Source organism: Pseudoalteromonas sp. NJ631 (assembly GCF_000276645.1).
Classification (GTDB): Bacteria; Pseudomonadota; Gammaproteobacteria; order Enterobacterales; family Alteromonadaceae; genus Pseudoalteromonas; species Pseudoalteromonas piscicida.
The window spans coordinates 146,030-169,275 of record NZ_AKXJ01000002.1 but is presented as its reverse complement, the minus strand read 5'-3'; the positions used below and the strand labels follow the sequence as shown (position 1 = coordinate 169,275).

Here is a 23,246-nt window from a genome sequence, read left to right as displayed (position 1 = left end):
GACAATTGGCCTCACTTTTCGGTTGGGAAGATTGTTCCCTTTTCTACAAGAGATACAAATGTTACGTAAAAGCTTGTCATTACTTTTCGCTGTAGGGATGACTATCACGACGTCAAGTGCACACGCCTGGGGTCAAAATGGTCATAGGATCATTGGCGAATTGGCTGAGGCACATTTAACCGAGCAGACTCGCGTTGCGATTCAACCTTTATTAGAGGGCGACTCTCTGGCTGAAATTTCAACTTGGGCTGATGAGATGCGTTCGGATCCAAGCACGTTTTGGCGTAAACAATCTTCGAAGTGGCATTACATCAACATCGACAACCCAAAAGCAATGCATGAGCACGTTCATGCTGATTTGAATGACAAAGAGAAAGTAAAACACATCCTAGATGGCATCTACTATTCCATCAATACGCTAAAATCAGAATCTAAATCAATTGATGAAAAGCGTTTTGCATTTCGTTTCCTAGTTCACCTTGTAGGCGACAGCCATCAACCGTTTCACGCAGGTCGCGGCAAAGACCGTGGCGGTAACATGATTAAAGTAAAGTTTTTTGGCAGTGATTCAAACTTACACAGCACTTGGGACACCAAATTAATCGAAAATGAGAATCTTTCATTTACCGAGTTTACACGTTTTATTCAAACCACAAATAATGAAATAATTGCTGAATACTTAGACAGCTCGCCAGCAGATTGGTTGCTTGAGTCAAATAATATTGCTGAAAAAGTTTATAACAGCAATGAAACTGAAATAAGTTACGGTTACATTTATAAATATATGCCAACAATTAAATTTAGGCTGCAACAAGGTGGCATTAGATTAGCTGGCCTATTAAACCAAATTTATGATCCTAATTCTAAACCGCTGGTTTCATCATTGAAGTCAGCAAATAAAATAACAGTTAACCATTAGTTTAAAATAACCTACTAACACGGGAAACAACATAATGAAAATCCAACTTCGCAAAAATGCACTTACGCTTGCTATCGCTGCAAGTTTAGGCATGAGTGGCATGGCGGTTGCGGCAGATACATCTTCGTCTATTAAAGGACAGATTGTAGGACCTCAAGGTAATCCAGCTGCAGACACTAAGATTATCATCGTTCACGAACCGACAGGTACACGCCGCGTTGTTACAACGAATGACACTGGTACGTACAACGCATCAGGTCTTCGCGTTGGTGGTCCATATACCATCACTATCGACTCAAACAAATTCCGTGACGCTGAGCTACGTAACGTTTACCTATCACTAGGTGAAGCACAAAAGATCGACCAGCAGCTAAGCGAATTGCAAATGGAGTCTATCGTAGTTACTGGTACTCCAGTACTATTTAACTCATCTGCAAACGACACTTATTACGGTGCAGATGCAATCAAGAGCACGCCTAGTATCAACCGTGATATTAAAGACGTAGTAAGAAATAACCCGCTAGTTGTTATCCAACCTGGTAACGACAGTGCTATGACAATCGCAGGCTCAAACCCGCGTACAAACTCTATTACTGTTGATGGTATTCCGCTAAACGATGACTTCGGCCTTAACTCTGGTGGTTACCCTACACAGCGTAACCCATTCCCTCTAGACGCGCTTGACCAAGTAACAGTTCAAGTAGCACCAACAAATGCTAAATCAAGTGGCTTTACTGGTGGTAACGTTGACGCGGTATTTAAGTCTGGTACTAACGAAATTACTGGTAGCGTTTTCTATGAGAAAATGACTGACAGCTGGGCTGGTACGCCTAAAAACGAAGGTAAAGAAGTTCCATTAGAGTTTGAAGAAGAGAACTACGGCTTCTCAGTCGGTGCGCCTCTTATTGAAAACAAACTGTTCTTCTTCGGTGCTTACGAAAAGTATGAATCTCCTCAGTCAATTGAGTGGGGTCCAGCAGGTTCAGGTATCGGCGCTAACGAAACTAACATCACACAAAACGATTTAGCAGCTGTACGCAAAATTGCTTCTGAAGTATATGGTGTTGACAACATCGGTAGTGCAGACGCACAACCACAACTAGAAGATGAAAAATACATCATCAAACTAGATTGGAACATCAACGACTATCACCGTGCAAACTTCGTATATATGTTTAACGAAGGTAACCGCACAAACAACATGACTCAGAAGGCTAGTGAGCTTCACCTAAGCACATATTGGTACAATAAGTCAGAGAAACTAAATAACTTCAGCTCAACACTATACTCTGACTGGACGGATGATTTCTCAACGCAAATCAGTATTACGAGCAAGTCTGTTGAAACCGGTCAAATCTCACTAGACAGCGCTTTAGGTCTAGGCGATATCACAATTGACAATATCGATGTTGATGGAGATGGTACTAAAGGCACAATTAACTTCGGTTCAGATGCTAGCCGCCACTCAAATTCACTAGAAAACGACCTCACAACATTCAAGTTTGACGGTACTTATCTACTTGACGAACATACACTAGAGTTCGGTATTAAGTACGACATTCTAGACGTTGAAAACCTATATTTAGATGGTTCTAAAGGTGTTATCACATTTAACAGCCTAGAGGACTTTGCCACACGTCAATTATCAACATATTCATATAGTAATGGTATTGGTAATAATCCAGATGCAGTTGCAGCAGCATTTAAACGTAAAGACCTTGCCCTATACGTGAACGACCGTTGGGATTTCAGCGATGAACTAGCATTTAGCTTTGGTCTTCGTTACGAGCGTCTAGGTTCTGACGACAAACCAGCGTTCAACCAAGACGTATTTGATAGAACGGGTTTTGATAACACTTATAATCTAGATGGCGCTGACATTTGGTTACCTCGTGCAGGCTTCACATACTACATGAACGAAGACGTAACTATCCGTGGTAGTGTAGGTCGTTATGCTGGTGGTAACCCTAACGTTTGGATCTCAAACTCTTACTCAAACGATGGTTTCAGTCGTCAAAACTTCTCTGCTAGAGGAGTTACCGCACCTGCTAGTATCTTAAATACTATTCCGCAAGAAGCTATCGACGGTATTAACAATGCGAATCGCGGTTCGGTTTCTAACTTTATCGATCCTAACTTCGATATTCCATCGCAGTGGACATATATGCTAAATGCTGATGTAACACTTGACATCCCAGGCCTTGGTGACGGATTCGCGTGGACTACGACTGCTATCTTCACAGATAAAGAAAATACCGCTGAATGGGTGAATGCAGCACTTCTTCAAGAAGGCGATGTAGTAGGTTCTACTGCTGATGGTGCATTACCATTCTACGATACCCGTGAACTTGAGATTATGCTAACGAACGCAGATAAAAACGGTCGTTCAATTATCCTAAGTACTGGTCTTTCTAAAACGTGGGATAATGGCTTCAAGTTTGATATGTCTTATACTCATCAAGACATCACTGAAGGTAACCCTGGTGGTTCCTCAACTGCCCGTAGTAACTACCGATACGGTCACTTCTTAGACCACCAAGAAACACAAGTCGGTACTTCTACCTATGAAACTGAGCACCGCTTTGTATTTAATCTAGGCTACTCAACTGAATTTATTGAAAACTATAAAACGAATTTCAATCTATTCTTTGAGCGTCGTTCAGGTTCAGCATATAGCCACCTAACTAAATGGCAGAACCTTACTGGCGGTAAATACTTTGATCAAGACCTAATTCAACCTTCAGGCTTTGGTTCAACGTTCGGCGGTAACTACCTAGCTTATGTACCAACTGCCAACGATCCTAATGTACTTCGTTATGAAGGTGTAACCGAAGCGGAAGTATTAGCTCATTTCGAAGATCTTGGACTCTCAGGTTATGCGGGTGGTTTTGTAGACCGTAGCGCTGGAAAGTCACCTTGGACAACCTCTATGGATCTGTATATTTCTCAGGAATTGCCTGGATTTACTAAAGATCATAAAGGTGAGGTTTACTTCGTAATTAACAATCTTATTAACCTGATTGATTCTTCAGCTGGTAAGGTTTATAGACAAGACTTTGGTACAAACAATGTAATAGAGATGGATATTGACCCAGCAACTGGTAAATACATCATCGGCGAAACTACATTTGACAAGAGTAAGTTTGAAGCAGAAGACTCAACTTACCGTATCAAGATCGGCGTACGTTACAACTTCTAATATCTAACACGTAATTAGATAATCTCCCAAAGGCCAACGAAAGTTGGCCTTTTTTATATTTAATCCAGCTTAAGGTTATTTTCCACCTATTAACCACAACTAAGCCTTTATAAATTCCTGATATTAAATATAATAGAAACAGGACAAGTCATTGTTTCTGATCAATAAACCATACTAAATGTAAAAATGAATGGATTATCAATATGATAAGGGATAAATCATGTTAAGACGTAAAGCTTTTATCGGCTTTCTAGTCACAATGCTGGGTATAAGTATTGATTATTTAATCATCTCTCTATCTAATCATTTACTTAAAAGCAGCGCATTTGAAATATCCATGCTCTACATGATCTATATGACTATAATATCATGTACACAAAACCGTACGAGATAACATTCAGCGGTACTTTACTATATAGAGCTTGCTCTAAACGAATGAGCAAGCTCTTTTTCATCTACTGCAGACTGTAATAATTTCAGTAGTTGTACGAACTTCTCTTTCTGCTCATCGCTAAAACAACTAAGTAGCTCAGTTTCCCATGCCAGTGCAAGCGGCGTTAACATTTGATAAAGCACTCTTCCTTGTTCTGTCACTGCAATAGTTTTTGCACGTTTATCACTTGGACTCACTAACATCTCAATCAACTCTCGGTCTTGTAACTGCTTAATTGCTCTTGAAACGGTTGATTTATCCATGCTTGCCAGTTCGCAAATGTGCTTAGCGGTGATCCCCTCCTTCTGTATTGCGTGTGATAACACCCGCCATTGTGGCTGCGTTAACTCTCCCTTTTGTTCATAGACGTGTGCAAAGTCATTGCTCACTTTTGTTGACAGTGAAACGAGCTGATACGGCAAAAATTCATTTATATTCAGCAGTTTTTTATCAGTTTTAGACATTATTTTACACTCCCAACTGTCACTATAACTTTACAGAGCGACTAGATGACAAATATTGAAAATACTCTCACATGAGAGTATCTTACTATAAAACACAAAGGAGTCGAGACACATGAGCCAAGAACTTCAATATTTAACTGGATTTGGTAATCAATTTGAAAGTGAAGCACTGCCGGGCGCTTTACCGATTGGTCAATTTTCACCGCAAAAAGTAAAATACGATCTTTATGCAGAGCAATATAACACCACCGCTTTTACAGCGCCTCGTGCTGATAATCGTCGAAATTGGTTCTACCGTATTCGCCCTTCTGTTTTACAAGGTGAATATGAAGCTATGGATAATGGCCTATTGCGCACAGCACCAATAACTGAAGCCGTTACCCCTCCTTCCATGTTGCGCTGGAACCCTATCGATATACCACAAGAAAAAACAGATTTTATCGATGGCTTAGTAACGATGGCTGCTAACGGCAGTGCTAATGGCCAAAGCGGGATTGGTATTCATGTATATGTTGCTAACGCATCAATGGAAGGTCGTTATTTCTATAATGCGGATGGCGAGCTGTTATTCGTCCCACAGCAAGGTGAACTCATTTTACACACCGAGTGCGGAAAACTCGCAATTAAACCAGGTGAGATTGCCGTTATCCCTCGTGGTATCAAATTCAGTGTAGAGCTTTTAAGCGATACGGCGCGTGGTTATATTTGTGAAAACTACGGACACCCTTATATTTTGCCTGAGCGAGGCCCTGTTGGTGCGAATGGCTATACCAACGAACGTGACTTTCAATACCCAGTTGCCGCCTTTGAGGACAAAGAAGGCGATTTTGAACTCGTTGCAAAGTTTAATGGTAATCTGTTCCGCTCTGAGATTGGCCACTCACCGCTTGATGTGGTTGCATGGACAGGTAATAGCGCCCCATACAAATATGATTTAGCGCGATTTAATGTAATGAACACCGTAAGCTTTGACCACCCAGATCCGTCAATCTTTACTGTACTTACTTCTCCATCAGGCACACCTGGTGTTGCAAACGTAGACTTTGTGATCTTCCCACCGCGCTGGATGGTGGCAGAAAATACATTCCGTCCGCCTTATTATCACCGTAATATCATGAGTGAGTTTATGGGCTTAATCGAAGGGGTATACGACGCCAAAGAACATGGTTTTGTGCCAGGTGGTATGAGTCTACACAACTGTATGTCTCCTCATGGGCCAGAAGCTGATGTATTTGAAAAGGCGAGCAACGCAGAGCTTGCACCACAGCGCTATGAAAACACACTCGCGTTTATGTTTGAGTCACGTTACATTATCTCTCCAACTAAGTATGCTTTAGAAGGCAAAGCGCGTCAGCCTAACTATGCTGATTGCTGGAAAGGCATTAAAAAGTACTTTAAAGGAGCATAAAGATTATGTTGAAACTCTATACTTATTTTCGCTCATCTGCAGCCTATCGTGTGCGTATTGCTTTAAACCTTAAAGGATTAGACCACGAGTTAGTCCCAGTAAACTTGCTTAAATCGGAGCAAAGCGGCGAGGCATATTTAAGTAAAAACGGTCAAGGGTTACTACCGGCTCTGGAAACTGAGCATGGCGTTCTTGCACAATCTTTAGCGATATTGGAGTGGCTAGAAGAAACCCAAACTGGCCAAGCATTGCTACCACAAGATCCTTGGCAAAAAGCGCAGGTAAGAAACTTTTGCTACGCCATAGCCTGTGATATCCACCCTATCGATAACCTGCGTGTGCTTAAATATCTATCAAGTGAGCTAGGCGCATCTGATGAACAAAAAAATGAGTGGTATCGCCACTGGGTTATCGAAGGCTTTAAAAAGCTAGAGCCTATGATTGGCGACGGTCAATTTTGCTTTGGCACGGAGCCCACACTCGCGGATGTTTGTTTAGTACCACAAGTATTTAATGCACTGCGCTTTAAAGTAGATATGACTGCATTTCCTAAGATCAGTCGAGTGTACGAATATTGTAATACGCTTGATGCGTTTTCTGATGCGGCGCCTGACAATCAATTAGACGCACAATAAGGCAAGTAAGCGATAAGCCAATTAAAAAGAGTGATATGCTAAGCGTATCACTCTTTCAATCAAACGAGCGTTTGTTATTTCAGTGCGCTATAAACATGATCAAAATGGCCAATAAGGTCGTGACCAAGATCAGTCAAATAACCCCCATCTGGGCTGTCAATGACCCCTTTTTCAAATAGTCGCATCGCTGCACCTTGTATACCTTCAGGCGCACTGCTATGAATTTTTATCCCCTGATGCAAACTATGTCTTGGAAATCTAGCTAGTAAGGTCAACTCATCCAACAATTTTTGGTCTAATGCCATTGTCATTTTTCCTTATTCTTCTATAGTCATTTAACACTCTAGTTCAAAAAACCAAATTTGATGAAGTTTTTAATTTGTTTAATCGCTGTTAATTTGATCTCACTGCCTATTTTGGCTACAACGCCCACTGATTTGAGGTTATATGGTGAAATACCAAAGCAAGTCTGTTGGTATGAAGGAAAGTCATATAGCGAAGGCGCACTATTGCTACAGTTTGACATGCTGTTTGTCTGTGCAACGAAAAAGTACAACGAAGACAATGGCAAACTTGTGTGGGTAAAAGCTGACGCGTCTGGTGCGCCAATTAGACCTGAAATTTCGGATAAAATTAGGGTAAACTAGGCGTAATATCTAAAGTTATATAGAAGTAAAAGATGACAACCCAAGCGAATAACCCCCTTCACGGTATCAAGTTAGAAGAGATCATTGTAAAACTTGAGCAACAACTAGGCTGGAAAGAAATGGCTGCCGCCGTAGATATCAACTGCTTCAAAGATAACCCAAGCGTTAAATCTAGTCTCAAGTTTTTGCGTCGCACACCTTGGGCAAGAACCAAAGTGGAGCAACTGTATCTAGATACCTTCCACGGCTTTCAGTGGCCAGATATAAAAAAATAACCCGCTTTCTCTAAGCTTATTTGGCTGCATAAAGCGCGTTGTAGGTGTCCTTAAGCTTTTCAAGAATATGCTTGGGAACATTTTTATTGCAAGCCAAATAAAGTGATGTATTAAACTGCTCTAATGTGTATACCGGCTCAAGTAATTGAGCCGTATGCTCTTTTGCACTTCGAAACCTAAACTGGGCATCACTTAATATCACCAAATCAACAAAGTCTTTGCGTGTCTTGAGTAGCTCAAAAACCTTATCAAAAGAATTAATCAGGATCAGCTGTTTTCCTTCTTGAAAACCATGCTCCATTAAAAATTGGTGGCTAAAATTGTCTCGGATAACCGCTGTTCGATAAGCTTGCGCATCTTCTAATTTATTCAGCTTGATTTTGCTTTCACGTAGCGCATAAAAAGAGGTGGAAAACGTATCAATTGGAAATACCCAAGTAAACTCATTTTCGCGGATGGTATTTCTGGCTGTTGAAAACACACAGGTATCTTCTTTTCTTAATGCAGCATTATAGGCCGCAGGCCATGAAAGTACGTTGATGGTGTAATCAATGCCAGAGTCATCAAGCACCGCCCTGACTTTATCCGCTGAACGCCCAATTAGTTCTCCTTTTTCATTAAGGTATTGGAAGTCAGGAAAGTTCTCAGTGACTATATTTAGCGTATAGGCAAGCGCACTGAAACTCATCAGCAAAATACAAAGACCAAAAGAGCGTGCACCCTTCATGAAACTCTCCCCATAGCTACTTGAATAATATAGTCTTAACTTAAAGGTTGAGCAATTTTTAAAGAGATAGAATGGCTTCTTGTAGATGGGAGTTATGGCTAATTTATCGAAGCGAATGATTGATAGACAAGGATCCTCCCGCCTATCACAGAGTTAATAGTTACTTTAGCTATTGTTGATAGCATCGATTAGAAATGCACTCAGCTTAGCACCTTCTTTAAGCGTGGTTTCTGAGCTCGTTTGTCCAACAAGAGAGCTATCGGTAAATGGGGCAATTTCCATCATGTCTGCACCTGTGATTTTAAACTCACCACGCAGCGCTTGTAGAATTAACATCGCTTCGTCTGGAGTCATACCGCCTGCCTCTGGAGTACCCGTTGCAGAAGCAAACTCTTCATCAAGTGCGTCAATGTCAAAGCTAACATAAAGCTCTTCAACACCGTCAGCCTTTAGCTGTGCAATAACTTCATCTACAATCGCTTGTGCACCACGCTCTCTGATCTCATGAGCCCAATGCTGCTTAACGCCGAATGTAGATTCCCAATGAGACTTAGGTTTGCCACTCGAGCGGATCCCAAATTGTACTAAGTGATGGGGTGCAGGTAAAAACTCTAGGATATGCGTACACCAAGAGCCAAAGCATAAATCGATACCTAAGCGCTCAACAAGTAAATCCGTGTGAGCATCAAAATGGATAATCGCTGTTTTTACACCACGAGCACGCTTTGCTTTAAGATACGCTTTTGTTAACGGGTAGCTGATTGAGTGATCACCACCAATGCCAAACACACCTTTATCTGGGTAATTTTCGTAAAAGCCATCACACACATCTTCTGTAATAGATAATGGTGAGACGTAATAATCACTCTCAGGGTCAGCATAAAGTGCCTTTTGACAATTACTGATCGTGCTCTCGTTTAAATATTTGTCATGTAGTAAATGTGGAATAACACGCACATCGCCAAGGTCAAACGCGCTCGTTTGCGGCTGTTGCTCTATTAATGTCGAACGCAAAAATAGTGGACCCCAGTTGGCGCCGCGTAAAATACCACCGCCACAATCTGAACTGATCCCAAGAATTGCCGCTTTATGTTCACTTTCGCCCAATTTTTCCAGTGAGGCTTTCCATAACGTATCGACACCCTCTGTTTGTCCATATAGCTTTTGTCTTAGCGCGTCTTTTCTTTCTTTCGCTGTGTTTACTGTAAACACACCATCACCCGGTGGGCATAAACAGTGCTCAAGTTTTTTATGGAATTGTTTTTTGCTCTCAGACATCGCTATCCCCTCTTATATGCATAATCATGCGACCCAGAAAAATCTCCACTATTGCGCTTTATATTTTGCGTCACACTCAAAATACGATTGGCTTATAATGAGTAAAAGCGATAAATTAAAAATAAAAAAACTTATAAATCAAAAGGTTTTCTCAATCTCTAACTTCGCTTTCGGAAGACATTGACTGTTCATTAGGTCGTTGTTGCAGCACATATAACAGGTTCAAATAGGAAGTCAACCGCAGTACCGACAATGCGCATTGATGCTGCGGTTGTTTATTCATAGAGGGTGTTTAGTTATTCGTAGTGGCGTGGCACTTTTGTTTTAATTACAGCGATATAGCCATGCCAACTTGCGTACGCTAGCAGCGGCATAATAACGATAAACCCAGCCGTTCCAGTTGCAAACCCAAGCATCACCAGAAGCACTAAGATCCCACACCATACCACCATAGCGCCGACATTTTCCTTCACTGCATGCATTGAGCTTATTACCGCAGTCATAATATCCACTCGACGCTCCATCATTATTTGTGGAGTAAACGCTGAGATCGCAAATACACACACCAATAAAATGCCCCCCACTATCGAGCCGAGTGCTAAAAATGCCGAAAGTTGTTCAAACGTTGGATTCGGAACATTTGGATATAATGCATGGATAAGCGCAGCTAGGCGCATCCAAACAATCATAATGACCATCAGTAACACCGCAAACCCCCACTCGCCAGCCGGATTACGGAACATTGACTTAAGGCTGTGTGATAATGTTGGTTTATGGCCCTTTTCCAACTCCCACGCGACATCATACAAGCCAGCTGCAAAAGCAGGCCCGATAAGCGCAAAGGCGACAGCGGCAGGCAGAATTACCAAGTGAGTACCTGATTGGTACACTAACCACATGATAAAAGCAGGTATAAGGGTAAAAATAAGTCCATACACTAGGCTAAGTAATGGCGCATTTGCAATATCTTTAAACGCTAATGCGAGCCAGTGAAACGGCGCCATGGTTGGGACTTTGTTGCACTCAAAGCAACGCGCAAATTCGTTATCTTTATTTATAGAATGTGTAGCAGGCATAACCATTCCTCATTGTTGCTCTCATGTTAAGGTTTAGTGGAACATCGACAATCCTGCAAGCTATCCCGAGCTATAATAACAGCTGCATTAATTCTCTAACCAATTTGAAGGGAAAAACATCATATAAGCTTCGTTAGAAATTTTTCATTAAGAACAACTAAATAGTAAAATTTTTGCCTTGCCTAAATGGATTTAGATACCTTAGCGGTAGCAGGATGTAAGAGCGGGGCTACTAATGCTATTTCCCTGCTTCAAAATAACGCATTTACTTAATACGGTTGGTATAATTTAAACATGCCACGCTTAAATAGGACATCTGTCCTGTACTTGATAGGCATTAACTATAAACATTACGCTTTAATTATAACTAAGGTTTACTATGGAAAAGGTATTTCACTTAGGTCTTACGAAAGCCGACCTACAAGGCGCTTCACTGGCAATTGTTCCGGGTGATCCCGAGCGCTCAAAACGCATTTCCGAATATCTTGACTCTCCAGTCTGCTTAGCACAAACTCGCGAATTTCATATTTACCTTGGCTTTTTAAATAAAAGTCCTGTGGTAATTTGTTCAACAGGTATAGGCGGCCCATCAACGTCAATCGCTGTTGAAGAATTAGCACAGCTTGGTATCACTACCTTTTTACGCATAGGTACGACTGGCGCTATTCAACCACATATCAATGAAGGTGATATTTTGGTGAGCACGGCATCAGTGCGTTTAGATGGCGCTAGCCAGCATTTTGCGCCTATCGAGTTTCCTGCGGTTTCTGATTTCCACACCACTTCAGCGATGGTACAAGCCTGTGAATCGTTGGGCATTACTCATCACGTTGGGATCACTGCGTCTAGCGATACTTTCTACCCTGGGCAAGAACGTTACGACACATACTCAGGCTACGTCAGAAAGGCGTATCAAGGTTCGTGTGCAGAATGGCAAAAGCTTAATGTGATGAACTATGAGATGGAATCTGCGACATTATTTACCATGTGTGCAGCACTTGGATTGAAGGCAGCTTGTCTTGCGGGCGTCTTGGTAAACAGAACACGCCAAGAAATCCCCAATGTCGACCATCAAGCCGTTGAAAAGAAAGCCGTCACTGCAGTATTAAAAGCTGCTGAGCTATTACTTTCGAAATAATAGCGCTAAGCGTAGAGATTGAGTGATTACTCAATCTCTATATGTGTAAGCAAATGCTCAGCATTGTATGCTTTTAAAACTGCTAAGCTTACTTGCAACTGGTTAGCACAACCCTGTTTTTCTAGCAAAGTGATCTCTACGACATTGACCTCAGATAATACTTTACCCGACATCGCTAATTGACTTAGTGCACTTTGTAATGGCGATAAGCTTGGATTATAAGCCGCATTTTCAGCATAGCGCCCATAAAAGCACTCGCCAGTGTCTAGTTTAATTTCCACTGCACTTTGATTGTGTGTGTAGGGGCAATAAGCGCGCAGATAATGCCGATAAAGCGCCGCACTGATTGATGCAGGCGATGTTTCATGAGCAGCAAGATGTTGCGCTTGAGAAAAGAGTTTTTCACTGTTGCCCAGATCGTCCGGACCAAACGAAGTCGGCAGCAAATCACACAACGAGGTTTTCCCTGTCGGCAATAAAATTTCAAGCTCCTTTGCGGTGCTTAGTTCATTCATAAATTGGCGACAAAATCCGCAAGGCGCGGCATTGATCGTCATTTTAGAGATTTCAGTTGCGCCATTTAACCACGCATTGTTAATTGCCGCTTGCTCAGCATGAACAACCAAAGAAAGCGCCTGATGCGAGAACTCTAAATTTGCGCCTAAAAACGCTTGTTGAGATTTATCATCCCAAGCAATGGCACCAACATAAAATTGTGAAATAGGAGGCGTAGCAAACTCAGCCGCAACGTCAAGTAAAGCAGCCTCAAGCTCAGATCGAGATAATTGAAAACGGTTTTGATATTGTGCTAGCTGGGAATAATTAAATATTCCACGATGGGCAATGGCGTATTGCGTTAACGCACTTTTTATTGATGGTTCTATCTTTGCCATATTGTTGTCATGTTTATCTATGGCAGGATAGTTTACGCAAGAGTTACAGCCGACTCAACCATTCTCTTGCAGATTTAAAACACTCAAAGTTTTCAGCGCTGATATTAAAACGCTTAATTTTTTGTAGAAAAAGGTCATGCATATAACCTTCAAAACCAACGACGCGCGCGATGTGTAAATTACCGATATTGTGCGCAACTTTTGGCATTATGTTCACAATATCAATCGCAGCAAAGCGGTGTTCAAGTTCACTCACATCCACTAATACTTTGCTACTATTATGCTTTTTAGCATATAGATTGGCTTTCTCGTATGCCGAGACCACATCGTTTGCATTCGCAATGCCTCTGACCTTCATCATAATCAGATCATTACACTCATCAAATGTGACGCTAGTAGAAATTTTGTGCATGTATCGTAGACCCATCAACCGACAATTCTTGAATAAAACAAATAAAACGACTGGTTAAACCAGCCGCGCATTTTAAATCAATGAGAATTACTGTCAATAAATATACTAATAAAAAACCAACCAAAATAAAAAAACCAATCCATTGGGATTGGTTTTGTGGCTGTTATGCTTATAAATGTAAAATTTTACAAAAATAGATTATTCAAATTGTTGCACTAACCCGTATTGCGCATTCCCGCCGCAATCCCTGTCATCGTGATCATAAGTGCCAGTTCCAAATCGTGATTGGTTTCTTCGCGCACACGCTTTAACAGTTCTATTTGTAACAAGTTTAGAGGATCGGTATACGGGTTTCTCAGCCCGATTGATTCTTTGATCCAAGGTTGCTGTGACAACAACGATGACTCTGGCGCAAGGCCGCGAATAAGCTCGATGGCTTGCTGCAAGTTGTCTCTTAATTCATCCCCTAGGCCTATATAGTCATCACTAACTAAACTTGCATCATACATCTCGCTGAGCCAGAGATCGGCTTTACAGAATACCATTTCGAGCATTTCTAAACGGGTTCTAAAAAATGGCCACTTTGCGCTCATTTCTTGCAGCATGTCTTTACCAAACGTTTCTACGGCAGCTTCAAGACCTTCTTTTGCCCCCAGCCAAGCAGGCAACATCAAGCGATTTTGACTCCATGCGAAAATCCAAGGAATAGCCCTCAAACTCTCTACTCCGCCGTTTGGATTACGTTTAGAAGGCCTCGAGCCTAGCGGTAATTTAGACAACTCTTGTTCTGGCGTTGCCATTCTAAAGTAAGGAACAAACTCAGGATTCTCTCGAACAATACTGCGATACTTTTTACAGGAAGCTTCACTAATCGTCTCCATTACCTCTACCCATTTAGGTTCGGGTCTAGGGGGCGGCAACAAATTACTTTGTAAAATCGCACTGGTATAAATAGATAGACTTTGCATCGCGACTTTAGGTAAACCAAATTTAAAGCGGATCATTTCGCCTTGCTCGGTTACTCGCAAGCCACTTTTTAGCGACCCAGGAGGCTGAGATCTCAGCGCTTGTGCTGCAGGCGCACCTCCACGACCAATCGTGCCTCCGCGGCCATGGAAAAGCACCAGCTCGATGCCCTTCGCATCAGCAAGGTTAACCAGCTTTTCCATTGCATCATACTGCGCCCATCCTGCCGCCATCATTCCTGCGTCTTTTGCTGAGTCGGAATAGCCGATCATGACATATTGCTTGGCACCAATCGTGCCTTTATACCAAGTGTTCTCAAATAACCCGCTGATCACTGATTGTGCGTTATTTAAATCATCCAGCGTTTCAAATAGCGGGGCTACCGGTAAGTTGAATTTACATCCGCTTTCTTGGAGTAATAAATGTACGGCGAGAATATCTGAGGCACTTTGCGCCATTGAGATAATGTAAATGCCAAGTGCATTTTGGTCTTGATCCGCAATAGTTGCAAATGTCTCTAGCACCTCTTGAACATTGGAAGAAGGTTGCCAATGACGCGGCAATAACGGTCGTCTCGAGCTTAGCTCGGTTAACAAGAAAGCTTGCTTGTCTGCTTCTTGCCACTGGGCATAATCGCCAAGACCCAAATAGCGCGTTAATTCAGAAAACACTTCGGTATGTCTGGCGGAATCTTGGCGAATATCTAACTTACATAAAGACACACCAAAACAGTCAATTCGCCTTAATACATCCAACAACAAACCGTCGGCAATATTAGCCATGCGACAATCAACCAGCGAGCGATAACACGCCTCTAGTGGCTCTCTTATCTGTGATACCTGTTTAATCTTGTCTTGATAATGCGAGGGCGTGCCTTTGATTTTATATTCCAATGCTGCAATGGTTTCTTCTACCTCAGCGCGTACTTGCTTTAATACATGGCGATAAGGTTCATTGCTACCGTCCGCTCGCGCTATAAAGCTTTCAGATGCATTACTCATAGAAAGTTCTGCACCCAAGATTTCTAGATCGCGACGATATAAGTCAAGCGCCATCCAGCGGCCGTGATCAAGCACAGATTGCGTCACATGAGAAGTAACAAACGGGTTGCCGTCTCTATCGCCACCCATCCAAGAAGTGAGCTGGATAGGACTAAAATTGGCTGGTAGTTGTAAGTTTAATCGCGTTTTCACTTGGGCGTTGAAATACCGAACAAACTTAGGCACGGCTTCCCAAAGACTATTTTCAATAACCGCGAATCCCCACTTTGCTTCATCCAGCGGCGTAGGTCGCTTTTCTCTAATATCGCTTGTGTGCCACGCTTGTGAGATCAACTGCTCAATGCGGTCAATGACCTCATCGTAGACAGGGTCCTCACCTGAGGTCACCTCTAGCACTTTTAAACACTCACTCAGCTCGACGTGTTTATTGATGATGGTTCTGCGTGTTACTTCCGTTGGGTGAGCAGTTAGCACCAAATCGATTTTTAGTTTGCTTATTACATCTGCTACTTCATTGAGTGTCAGCGCGCCAGCATCGACTTTACTTTGCAATTCATCAAGCGCCTTATCTACTTCGATCATCACGCCGTCTGGAGAGCCTGACTTTGAAATGGTGTGGAATTGTTCTGCGACATTCGCCAGGTTTAAGAAATGATTAAATGAGCGAGCAACGGGAAGTAGCGCTTCATCGCTTAGGCTACGTAAGGTGTCAATCAGCGCCTGCCTATCTGAATCATTACCGCTTCTAGAGGATTTTGCAAGGTGCCTAATTTCTTCAACTTTGTCTAGCGTCTCTTGACCCTGCGCTTGTTGAATAATTTGCCCTAACATCTGCCCCAAAAGGCTCACATTACTACGTAGGCTTGCGTATTGCTCAGTCATACAATCTCCTTGATGAAAAGATACTAGAACTCCACTATACCGAGAATAAATTGATTTGCGAACGATCTATTTTCAAGACGTTAACGTAATAACATGACAAAGATAAGTATTATTCGAGTGAGCGAATGATTGTATTTTACGATGGTAACTGTCCGCTGTGTGTAGGAGAAATGAATGAACTTAAACGTTTCGATCAACACAATAAAATTGATTTAGTGAACATTCACGATAACCGCTTCTCTACCGAGTTTCCTGAGATAGAGCATGAAGCGGCTATGGCTAAACTCCACGGTTATGATAGCCAAGGCAAGCTCATTGTAGGACTAGATGTTACCGCAGCGGCCTGGGGTCAAGTTGGCAAACATCGCTGGATCAAATTATTGAGATTACCCATCATCCGAACAATTGCAGACGGCGTTTACTTGTTTTTTGCAAGGCACAGAATGAAAATTTCTAAACATCTGTACCCAAATCAATGCGGTATGCAAAATAGTGGAGACTGCAATCGTGACTAACCTCGCCATCATAGTGATTGGTGCGAGCTCAGAGATTGCCCAAGCCTTTGTAAAAGCGCAAACCGAACAAAGTCCCGACGTCAATGTGATCTCGGTGTCTAGGCAAGCTAAAACAGCTCAACAAGCTAATAATCTGCATTTTCAGTGTGATTATTCTAAAGCACAAATTCGTCAAGTTGCGAGCCGTATTCTCGAGTTGGGCTTAACGGTAAAGAGCGTCACTATTTTTAATGGCTTACTCCATGACGAGTTTGATAAATTCCCAGAGAAAAAGCTTGAGGACATTGATCTCGAATACAGCATGGCGCTGTTTAATATCAATACCATGATCCCCATGCTTTGGTTGCAAGCCTTACTGCCAGCCTTAAAAGGTAAGCAGCCATGCGTAGTCACGGCACTCTCTGCCCGTGTTGGAAGTATCAGTGACAACCAGATGGGCGGCTGGTACAGCTATCGCAGTTCAAAGTCTGCGCTTAATATGATGTTTAAAACGGCAGCGGTCGAACTTGCGCGTCGAGCAAAAAACATTAAGCTCATTTTGTTCCATCCAGGCACTACCGACACGCCACTTTCAAAACCTTTTCAAGCCAATGTCCCAGACGAAAAACTCTTTACGCCGGAATTTGTGGCACATCAACTTAGCGGGATCATCGCAAATAGCCACCCCGATGGTACGGTGAGCTATGTTGACTGGCAAAATAAATTAATTGAATGGTGAACACATCATGAAACACTTCTCAAGTGACGATATTAAAACCTTAGACGAGCGTTATCGCGCATTGATGATAAATTCGCTGTCGGGTTTCAAAAGCGCCAACTTAATTGGAACAGTTGACGAAACAGGTCAAGAAAACTTGTCTATCGTCAGCTCCGTTTTCCACCTCGGTGCCAACCCGGCACTCGTAGGTGTGATTTTTAGGCCTCATAGCGTACCTAGGCACACACTGGAAAACATCTTAGCGACTGAAAAATACACCATTAATCAAGTCAATGTTCAAATTTATATGGCAGCTCATCAAACCTCAGCCAGATATGAAAAGAGTCAATCTGAATTTGAGGAAACGGGGTTAACCGCCGAGTATTTAAATGCTTTTCCAGCTCCTTTCGTCAAGGAAAGCAGACTAAAATACGGGCTTACACTCAAAGATCACCAAACCATCAAGCTCAACGATACCGAGCTGGTAATAGGCGAAATTGAGACGCTTCACGTTGAAGAAAGCGCTTTGCTCGAAGACGGCTATATTGATATCGAGGCACTAGATAGTATTGCAATTTCCAGTTTAGACGGCTATCACAGTACCAAACGTATTAATCGTTTGGAGTATGCAAAACCAAACAAGCCAACCAGAATTAAGCTACTTGGCTAGGTATCTTTACAACGATTCCAAGAGCTCGAGTAACTCTTCGAGCTCTTCTTTAAAGTGTTTCCTTTGTTTGTCGCTCATGGTGTCTTTAAGTTTAACGGCGAGACTTGCATACTCTTTTATTCGTCTTGCTTGAATATCTAGGATGCGCTCAGGCAGCGCTGTGGGTGTAGTAACTATCGCTTGCTGCAACAGCTCAGGTGAAACCTGTTCAGTGCCGCTCAGTAACATAGCTTGTTTAAACTGGCTAAATCGCCTTTGTTCATGTGCACGCCAAACCTGACGCGCAAACTCGCCTTGCTCATAATATTCGTTAATAAGCTCCTTTTGTTTGTCACTCAAATCACCAAGCCAACGCTCATAGCGGTTAAATTGATCTCCTTCCTCCCAGTCATCGTCCAACATTTCTTTTTCTATGTTGGCTATCAGCATTTCTCGCTGTTCACGGTTGAGCGAATTTAGGTGTGTTTCTAACTTGGGATATACGGCTTCAACGACGGAATACCAATAGTTTCTTGTAGTATACACCATATGCACCATGTCACTCTCTGTCATGGTTTGCCAGTGCTTCAACAGTGATTGGATATGAGATTTGTATTTTGGTAGTTCTGACTGCCGATGCCACGCAACCAAAGATTCTACATCAGCCTCCAACTTTTCCTCTTGCTCATCCGTCAGCTCAACATAATCGGAAATATAATAACTCGCTAACCATCCTAGGTTGTTGTAAGCCAATCTTTGACTACATCCAGCCAAACACAGTAAACATAGCGCCAGTGCTATTAATTTCTTCATCCCATTGCCTCAATTTTTGTTTTTATTACCTTATATTAACGCAGTATCTGCCATTTTAGATTTGTATTTTGTAAATCTGTGTTTCTGGCATTAGAATAACTAACAACATAGTTAGCATAGCTACCTTAAGGAGGTCTATGATGTTAGGCAGGATTTCAAAAGCATGTATCGCCATTGCACTATTAAGCCAAGCACCTTTGGCAACAGCTGGATTGGAAGAAGGCATAGATGCACTCAATGCAGGCAGGTTCGAAGAAGCACTACAAGAATTCAATTATTTAGCTGAAATGAACTACGCTCCGGGCATTTATCAACTCGGTGTAATGTATGAAGGCGGCTACGGTGTCGTCAAAAATCCACGTAAAGCGGCAGAGTTATTTCAACAAGCCGTTAAACTGGGTGAAGCCGACGCAATGTTTGCGCTAGCCGTCATGTATGACGAAGGTCGCGGCGTTAAAAAGGACCGCTCTAAATATGTTGAGCTAATGACCAGAGCGGCAAACAAAAACATGCCAGCTGCTCAATTTAACGTAGCGCTGATGTATGCAAACGGTGACGGTGTACCACAAAGTTACCGCCACGCACTTAACTGGTATGAAAAAGCCGCCGCAAACAACTACACCTTAGCCATGTTTAATTTAGCACTCATGTATTTTCAGGGCTTAGGAGTCGAGAAAAATATTGAACGCTCGTACGTATGGAATACGTTAGCGGAGTTTAATGGTTATGCTGAAGCCACAAAGAGCCGAGTGCTCGACGAGAAACAGCTTTCTCCTTCACAAATCGAACAAGCAAAAGAACTCGCTAATAGTATTTATGAGCGAATTCAAGCCGGTAAATACGTAGCAGAAACACGTACTAAATAATCTAAGCTTAGATTAAGAAAAGTGTTGATTAACTAAGGCCTCACCCGAGGCCTTAGTTATAACAATTTTGTCGATAGTTAACAAAAAATTTTGCTATTTGATTGTTCTCATTGAGAAATCTTTAAATCAACTAGCGCCAGTTTGCTCCTTGGATTAGCTAAAATTCGGCGTGAAAGTTCAGGTTTTAATAATTGCCTGTAAACACCTACCATTTTGATCTTCCATGACTCCTCCTTGAGGGATCCAGCCTTGTTTTATTAGTTCATTAACCTCCTTGATTAACCCTTTATAGGTCGCGGTTTTCACTAACGTATATTCCATTTTTTATTTCCTTCGATATCAGTATTAAAAAGCCTATCTTTTTATCATTGTTGAACCTGCTAACACTAAGGTAAACTAGCACTTCATTCATAATGGGCTGTGAAAATGAACCGCAAAAAGAAGATTTACGAAACCTTAAAGAAAAAAGACAAGCGTGCTAATGCAAAACTCCACAAAAGCAACAAACCGCGCTACATCTCAAAAGCAGAACGTGAGAAAATAGCAGCCCAACAGCAAGACGGAGATGAACTACTTAGCGCAACCGACGAGTCTTAATTGCTCAAATATTTATCTCCTTCGACTCAAAAAATCACTGTAAACCACCTCAAAGTGTGCTCCTAAAAAGTAACCTGTGCTTTAATACTGTACTCACTGAATTGCGCAGGCAACATCGTGTAAATTGCGTTATTCATCAACTTACTGGGAGCAAGTTACCTCAAATTTGATACTCAATTTTACCAACATAATGTAATTTAAATTCATCTGTTATAACCGATTTAGGTTTAGCTATCTCACGAACTGTGATGAATACAAAGAAATTTACACCAACTAGCTTCCGTTCTTCACATCGCTTTTCAAGCTCCTCTGCATATTGCTCACTATAAGAGTAGCCTTCGACTAATTCTTTGATACTTGACACTGAATTGTTAAAACCGTATTCAATGAAATCGTGATCGTACCACTTTTGCCCTTGATCTTTGGCGAACTCGGATAGAGGCGTGTATTCTCGGTCTTCATCTTCGTCGTTGTACATTTCTTCGAAATACTCGCAAGCTCGCCTCTCTGACGGAAAGCTACCTAACCAAAAATCACTGTGTTCTGTTGTTTTTATCATCTTAGATTTCCGTCAATATAAAGTTTATTTTTTTAATCCGTGATTTGGATAAGAAATGGGTCAATTCATTATTTTCAAAAAGACGTTAAATTACTTGCTTGTCTGGCCTGAGAGTTTTGGGAATGACGCAGCTTCCACGTCCTGCTCATGCTGAGTTACCTTTATTCTGTGGGCAAGGCACAAGTTTCTATTTAGTGTTCTAAATGAGAATTATTAGCAAAGTTAGCATCAGTTCCGCTCCTTCAAACTGAGCAAATAAGGATAAATTGGTATCACATACGGGTAGCTTCAATTTCTTCAATTAAACCCTGCTTTTTCAACTCAGAGGTGATAGCACCGCTTGTACGACCATGAATATTAGATAGCTCGCCTATAGAGATATTTGCATTAAAGCTATGGATTAACCTTTCTCGCTCTTCCTCTGTCCAAGGAAGCCCGGCATTCTTAGGAAGGCCTTTTGAAATGTTCTCTTGCTGTTTTTGCTCTACTGACTTTTTACTTTTTTTTGGCTGTTTTAAGGCCCCAATAACTGTAAACAATGATCTTATAACTTCAGGGCTATTGTATGGAGAAGTATCGGGTAGTACTTCACCTGAAGTTGGATCAATACCGTTTGCTAATGCTTCCATGTTTTTTAACGCTGTAAAAATATCCATATAGTCTCCAATCCTTTGATTGTACTTTTGTGTATAAATAGCAACGCATGCGCTGGCACACGTTCATTCTTGATAGACTGATTGCGTCGCAAGCAAGTTATAATATGCTTGTCCGATACGCTTGATGTTATTTTTTCCTCATAAAGAGCCACTCTAACGGCTTTGTAAGTAGCTTTGAATGGCTAAGCAACATCTTGTTGCGCCATTTAGTATTATTAGATTGGAGAATGGGCTTTTTGTGGCTAAAGGTATAAAAGCCTTCTTCGCCATGATATTGACCCATGCCAGAGTGACCTAGGCCACCAAAGGGTAAAGACTCAACAACCACATGCACTATGGTTTCGTTGATCGCTAAAGTACCCGTTGCGAGCTCCTTTGACACTTTATTCATGGCAACCTGAGATTGCGTAAACAAATAACTTGCAAGCGGTGTGGTGTCCTCCCTAATATAGCTAATCGCATCATTTAAGTTGGAAATTTTTAGTATTGGCAAAATCGTTCCAAATAACTCCTCTTGCATCACCCTCATGCTTTTGTTGACATGGGTAATGATATGCAGAGGGAGCTGACGATTGTCGCGTGCTGGCTCAGCTTGCCACACATTCGCGCCTTTATTTTTGGCATCAATAATAATGTCGTTTAAGCGCTGAAATTGCCTGTCATTAATAATTGAAGTTTGGTTTTTTACACCAACTTTTGTTTTATAGGTTTTTTCGTAGTGCTGTTTCAGCTCAGCAATAAATGCATCGTATTTTTCTTCGTGCACTAACACATAATCTGGTGCAACACAGATTTGACCTGAATTAGAGAGCTTCCCCATTAACACACTCATCGCAGCGGCGCTGATATCAGCGTCATCAAGCACTATAACCGGTGATTTCCCCCCTAACTCTAAGGTGACCGGCGTGAGATTTTTAGCCGCAGCCGCCATCACCTTTTTGCCAACTGCTGTTGAACCTGTAAATAGCAAGTGATCGAATGGCTGCTCAGTAAAAGTCGAGGCAATATCAGGTCCACCTTCAATGACGCACACTTCATTGTTCAACCCTTTAAAAATGGCTCTTATCACCGCATTCACCTTAGGAGTGAACTCGCTCAACTTGAGCATAACTTTGTTTCCAGCAGCGAGGGCAGTAATAACGGGAACAATCGCCAGCTGAATTGGATAATTCCACGGGGCTATCACGCCCACGACTCCTTTTGGCACAATCTCAATTTTTGCCTTAGATGGTAGCCACTGCGCACCGGGTGAACGATGCTGCACTTTGCTCCATTTGCGCAGGTGCTTCGCGATATAATCAATCGAATTGATGCAAGGCATGATGTCTGCAATCACGGTATCGAATCGACTCCGAGTACCAAAATCCCGATCTGCCGCCTCGACTAATTGATCTTGCCGCTGCAACATACGTGATTTTATTTCAGTTAATAGACGTAAACGCTTTTCAAGCGCGGGGTAAGGATCTTGGTTAAAGCGACTTTTTAACTGAGTAAATGTGGCTATTAAAGTGCTGGTATTATCTTCAATCATTATCAGGTCC

At 41.9% G+C, this 23,246-nt stretch carries 25 protein-coding genes; 12 read left to right on the top strand and 13 right to left on the bottom strand.

All coding sequences use genetic code 11. The features are described 5' to 3' along the window. Nucleotides 1-58: 58 nt before the first annotated feature. Both A587_RS0105280 and A587_RS0105275 read left to right on the top strand, forming a co-directional pair. Nucleotides 59-919, top strand: a complete 861-nt coding sequence (locus A587_RS0105280) for a S1/P1 nuclease (RefSeq protein WP_017216714.1) — start codon at nt 59-61, stop codon at nt 917-919. Nucleotides 920-953: 34 nt separating this feature from the next. Then, nucleotides 954-4,118, top strand: a complete 3,165-nt coding sequence (locus A587_RS0105275; RefSeq protein WP_017216713.1) for a TonB-dependent receptor — start codon at nt 954-956, stop codon at nt 4,116-4,118. Between the two features lie 411 nt (nt 4,119-4,529). Here A587_RS0105275 and A587_RS0105270 read toward each other — a convergent pair whose 3' ends face one another. Beyond that, a complete protein-coding gene (locus A587_RS0105270) occupies nt 4,530-5,015 on the bottom strand; it encodes a MarR family winged helix-turn-helix transcriptional regulator (protein ID WP_017216712.1) in 486 nt (161 codons plus the stop codon). A 112-nt stretch (nt 5,016-5,127) separates the two neighbouring features. Here A587_RS0105270 and hmgA point away from each other — a divergent pair, with 112 nt between their 5' ends. Both hmgA and maiA read left to right on the top strand, forming a co-directional pair. Further along, entirely contained in the window at nt 5,128-6,423 is a 1,296-nt protein-coding gene (gene hmgA / locus A587_RS0105265) for a homogentisate 1,2-dioxygenase (RefSeq protein ID WP_017216711.1), read from the top strand. Between the two features lie 8 nt (nt 6,424-6,431). Continuing rightward, nucleotides 6,432-7,058, top strand: a complete 627-nt coding sequence (maiA, locus tag A587_RS0105260) for a maleylacetoacetate isomerase (RefSeq protein ID WP_026000885.1) — start codon at nt 6,432-6,434, stop codon at nt 7,056-7,058. Nucleotides 7,059-7,132: 74 nt separating this feature from the next. On the opposite strand, the gene A587_RS0105255 is transcribed toward maiA, so the two are convergent. Continuing rightward, nucleotides 7,133-7,363 (bottom strand): TIGR02647 family protein, encoded by a 231-nt coding sequence (locus A587_RS0105255; RefSeq protein ID WP_010373121.1) that lies wholly within the window; start codon nt 7,361-7,363, stop codon nt 7,133-7,135. A 60-nt stretch (nt 7,364-7,423) separates the two neighbouring features. On the opposite strand from A587_RS0105255, the gene A587_RS0105250 reads away from it, so the two are divergent. Together A587_RS0105250 and A587_RS23815 are read left to right on the top strand one after the other, a co-directional pair. After that, on the top strand, nt 7,424-7,705 hold the full coding sequence (locus tag A587_RS0105250; protein WP_017216710.1) for a DUF1496 domain-containing protein: 282 nt from the start codon (nt 7,424-7,426) through the stop codon (nt 7,703-7,705). Between the two features lie 32 nt (nt 7,706-7,737). Then, on the top strand, nt 7,738-7,980 hold the full coding sequence (locus tag A587_RS23815; RefSeq protein ID WP_017216709.1) for a VF530 family DNA-binding protein: 243 nt from the start codon (nt 7,738-7,740) through the stop codon (nt 7,978-7,980). A gap of 16 nt (nt 7,981-7,996) precedes the next feature. Here the strand turns inward: A587_RS23815 and A587_RS0105240 are convergent, their stop codons facing one another. The 3 genes from A587_RS0105240 to A587_RS0105230 all read right to left on the bottom strand — a co-directional run bounded on the left by A587_RS0105240 (nt 7,997) and on the right by A587_RS0105230 (nt 11,061). Next, nucleotides 7,997-8,707 carry a transporter substrate-binding domain-containing protein gene (locus A587_RS0105240; RefSeq protein ID WP_017216708.1) on the bottom strand — a complete coding sequence of 237 codons (711 nt, stop codon included), beginning with the start codon at nt 8,705-8,707 and terminating at the stop codon, nt 7,997-7,999. A 165-nt stretch (nt 8,708-8,872) separates the two neighbouring features. Next, nucleotides 8,873-9,985, bottom strand: coding sequence for an arginase family protein (locus A587_RS0105235; protein WP_010373136.1), 1,113 nt, complete (start codon nt 9,983-9,985; stop codon nt 8,873-8,875). Nucleotides 9,986-10,281: 296 nt separating this feature from the next. After that, nucleotides 10,282-11,061, bottom strand: coding sequence for a DUF2189 domain-containing protein (locus A587_RS0105230; RefSeq protein WP_010373139.1), 780 nt, complete (start codon nt 11,059-11,061; stop codon nt 10,282-10,284). 379 nt (nt 11,062-11,440) lie between these two features. On the opposite strand from A587_RS0105230, the gene udp reads away from it, so the two are divergent. Beyond that, nucleotides 11,441-12,199 (top strand): uridine phosphorylase, encoded by a 759-nt coding sequence (gene udp / locus A587_RS0105225; protein WP_010373142.1) that lies wholly within the window; start codon nt 11,441-11,443, stop codon nt 12,197-12,199. Between the two features lie 26 nt (nt 12,200-12,225). Here udp and cdd read toward each other — a convergent pair whose 3' ends face one another. The 3 genes from cdd to ppc form a co-directional block, all read right to left on the bottom strand. Then, nucleotides 12,226-13,092, bottom strand: a complete 867-nt coding sequence (gene cdd, locus A587_RS0105220; RefSeq protein ID WP_017216707.1) for a cytidine deaminase — start codon at nt 13,090-13,092, stop codon at nt 12,226-12,228. Between the two features lie 43 nt (nt 13,093-13,135). Then, a complete protein-coding gene (locus A587_RS0105215) occupies nt 13,136-13,453 on the bottom strand; it encodes a hypothetical protein (protein WP_232288019.1) in 318 nt (105 codons plus the stop codon). A 266-nt stretch (nt 13,454-13,719) separates the two neighbouring features. Continuing rightward, complete coding sequence (gene ppc, locus A587_RS0105210; RefSeq protein ID WP_017216706.1) at nt 13,720-16,353, bottom strand: phosphoenolpyruvate carboxylase; 2,634 nt, start codon at nt 16,351-16,353, stop codon at nt 13,720-13,722. Between the two features lie 125 nt (nt 16,354-16,478). Between ppc and A587_RS0105205 the strand changes: the two genes are divergently transcribed. The 3 genes from A587_RS0105205 to A587_RS0105195 are packed head-to-tail and all read left to right on the top strand — an operon-like array spanning nt 16,479 to nt 18,235. Next, complete coding sequence (locus tag A587_RS0105205; RefSeq protein WP_026000884.1) at nt 16,479-16,868, top strand: thiol-disulfide oxidoreductase DCC family protein; 390 nt, start codon at nt 16,479-16,481, stop codon at nt 16,866-16,868. Further along, nucleotides 16,861-17,586 carry an SDR family NAD(P)-dependent oxidoreductase gene (locus A587_RS0105200; protein ID WP_017216704.1) on the top strand — a complete coding sequence of 242 codons (726 nt, stop codon included), beginning with the start codon at nt 16,861-16,863 and terminating at the stop codon, nt 17,584-17,586. The genes A587_RS0105205 and A587_RS0105200 overlap by 8 nt, the downstream gene beginning before the upstream one ends. A 7-nt stretch (nt 17,587-17,593) precedes the next feature. Continuing rightward, on the top strand, nt 17,594-18,235 hold the full coding sequence (locus A587_RS0105195; RefSeq protein WP_010373163.1) for a flavin reductase family protein: 642 nt from the start codon (nt 17,594-17,596) through the stop codon (nt 18,233-18,235). 6 nt (nt 18,236-18,241) lie between these two features. Here A587_RS0105195 and A587_RS0105190 read toward each other — a convergent pair whose 3' ends face one another. After that, complete coding sequence (locus tag A587_RS0105190; RefSeq protein WP_017216703.1) at nt 18,242-19,027, bottom strand: DUF6279 family lipoprotein; 786 nt, start codon at nt 19,025-19,027, stop codon at nt 18,242-18,244. A 140-nt stretch (nt 19,028-19,167) separates the two neighbouring features. Between A587_RS0105190 and A587_RS0105185 the strand changes: the two genes are divergently transcribed. Continuing rightward, nucleotides 19,168-19,893: a tetratricopeptide repeat protein gene (locus A587_RS0105185; protein WP_010373171.1), complete on the top strand. Its 726-nt coding sequence runs from the start codon at nt 19,168-19,170 to the stop codon at nt 19,891-19,893. A gap of 177 nt (nt 19,894-20,070) precedes the next feature. Here the strand turns inward: A587_RS0105185 and A587_RS24655 are convergent, their stop codons facing one another. Beyond that, complete coding sequence (locus A587_RS24655) at nt 20,071-20,214, bottom strand: DUF1737 domain-containing protein (protein WP_017216702.1); 144 nt, start codon at nt 20,212-20,214, stop codon at nt 20,071-20,073. 105 nt (nt 20,215-20,319) lie between these two features. Between A587_RS24655 and A587_RS24650 the strand changes: the two genes are divergently transcribed. After that, nucleotides 20,320-20,490 carry a DUF2986 domain-containing protein gene (locus A587_RS24650; RefSeq protein WP_017216701.1) on the top strand — a complete coding sequence of 57 codons (171 nt, stop codon included), beginning with the start codon at nt 20,320-20,322 and terminating at the stop codon, nt 20,488-20,490. A 160-nt stretch (nt 20,491-20,650) separates the two neighbouring features. Here the strand turns inward: A587_RS24650 and A587_RS0105170 are convergent, their stop codons facing one another. The 3 genes from A587_RS0105170 to A587_RS0105160 form a co-directional block, all read right to left on the bottom strand. After that, nucleotides 20,651-21,049 (bottom strand): immunity 22 family protein, encoded by a 399-nt coding sequence (locus A587_RS0105170; RefSeq protein WP_017216700.1) that lies wholly within the window; start codon nt 21,047-21,049, stop codon nt 20,651-20,653. 272 nt (nt 21,050-21,321) lie between these two features. After that, nucleotides 21,322-21,705: a hypothetical protein gene (locus A587_RS0105165; RefSeq protein ID WP_017216699.1), complete on the bottom strand. Its 384-nt coding sequence runs from the start codon at nt 21,703-21,705 to the stop codon at nt 21,322-21,324. A gap of 127 nt (nt 21,706-21,832) precedes the next feature. After that, nucleotides 21,833-23,236: a coniferyl aldehyde dehydrogenase gene (locus A587_RS0105160; protein WP_017216698.1), complete on the bottom strand. Its 1,404-nt coding sequence runs from the start codon at nt 23,234-23,236 to the stop codon at nt 21,833-21,835. Nucleotides 23,237-23,246 lie beyond the last annotated feature (10 nt).